The organism is Mesorhizobium sp. M5C.F.Ca.IN.020.32.2.1, from assembly GCF_004023105.1.
Classification (GTDB): Bacteria; Pseudomonadota; Alphaproteobacteria; order Rhizobiales; family Rhizobiaceae; genus Mesorhizobium; species Mesorhizobium wenxiniae.
The window spans coordinates 1-909 of sequence record NZ_RZSX01001414.1 but is presented as its reverse complement, the minus strand read 5'-3'; the positions used below and the strand labels follow the sequence as shown (position 1 = coordinate 909).

The following is a 909-nucleotide window of genomic DNA, read 5'->3' as shown; positions in this document are numbered from 1 at the left end:
CGGCACGTTCTTCGAACGGCCGGTGATTTTCGTCGGTGGTACGGGGCTTTATTTTCGGGCGCTTGCGGAAGGCATTTCGGAAATGCCCGACATTCCGCAGTCGATCCGTGATCGCTGGCGCTACGAACTCCAGGAGCAGGGCGCAGCCAAGCTGCACCGCATCCTGCTGCGCGAGGATTCCGCAACCGGCATGATGCTGAAGCCGACCGACGGCCAGCGCATCGTGCGGGCGCTGGAGGTGCTCGACGCATCGGGCCGTTCCATCCTGGAATGGCAGGCGGCGCGCGGCCGTCCACTGATCGACAGGGCCAGCACGCGTTTCTTTGTGATCGAACCGGACCGAGCGGAGCTGGTGGAGCGGATCGAGGCGCGGTTCGACCGCATGCTGGAGAAGGGCGCTCTCGACGAGGTCAGGCGGCTGACCGACCTTGGCCTCGATCCCGACTTGCCGGCGATGAAAGCGATCGGCGTTCGCGAACTCCAGGCCGCAATGGCCGGCGAGTTGAGTTTCCCCGAAGCGATCGAGCGCGCGAAGATCGCGACGCGACAATATGCCAAGCGCCAGGCGACCTGGTTCAGGCATCAGTTGGGTCCGGAATGGATGAGATTGCGCCCTGGTGATCGTGTGGAATCCACGATCTCGGATCCCCTTTCAAGTGCAACCTGAAAAGTTGATTTTGAGGGGAGACTTCCCGTCGAAGTTGTCCTAATTAACCCTCCGTAAGCCCGTCCATGCCATAACGCCTTTGGGAATTTTCCAACGGGGAGCAGATGCGTTTTCACAAGGCGGAATCAGCCTTTTTTGTGTTTATATTCGTGATCCTGGCCGCCGGCCTAGTGACGCTTCACGCCTATGGGCTTCTGCAGGCCTTCGCCGAAGACGTTCATACACCCGCAAGGGTCGACAAG

At 60.6% G+C, this 909-nt stretch carries 1 protein-coding gene and 1 pseudogene; both read left to right on the top strand.

Going from position 1 to position 909, the window contains the following annotated elements:
• Positions 1-667: tRNA (adenosine(37)-N6)-dimethylallyltransferase MiaA (gene miaA, locus EOA86_RS36425; protein ID WP_128345817.1), on the top strand; the 667-nt coding region annotated here is incomplete at its 5' end.
• Positions 668-771: 104 nt separating this feature from the next.
• Positions 772-909 (top strand): annotated as a pseudogene (locus EOA86_RS41030) (GGDEF domain-containing protein); the annotation flags it as partial.